General features: G+C 71.1%; 1 protein-coding gene. It reads left to right on the forward strand.

The genetic code is table 11. From position 1 onward, the window contains the following. A partial coding sequence (locus tag IEJ02_RS48110) for an AMP-binding enzyme (protein WP_191070551.1) occupies positions 1–291 on the forward strand: 291 nt, incomplete at both ends.

The raw sequence follows: 291 nt of genomic DNA on the forward strand, positions 1-291 counted from the left end.
CTGGTGAGCGGATGTACCGCACGGGCGATGTGGTCCGGTGGGATGCAGCCGGTCGGCTGGAGTTCGTCGGCCGCGTCGACGAGCAGGTCAAGATCCGCGGTTTCCGGATCGAGCCGGGTGAGATCGAGGCGGTGTTGCGGGAGCATCCGGGAGTGGCGCAGGCGGCGGTGGTGGTGCGCGAGGACCGTCCGGGCGATCAGCGACTGGTGGGGTACGTGGTGCCGGAGCGGGAGCGGGGGGCCGGGGATCGGGAGGTCGCCGCGGAACAGGTGCGGGAATGGCGGGGTGTTT

This window comes from Streptomyces sp. 5-10, assembly GCF_014712245.1.
GTDB classification, from domain to species: domain Bacteria; phylum Actinomycetota; class Actinomycetes; order Streptomycetales; family Streptomycetaceae; genus Streptomyces; species Streptomyces violaceusniger.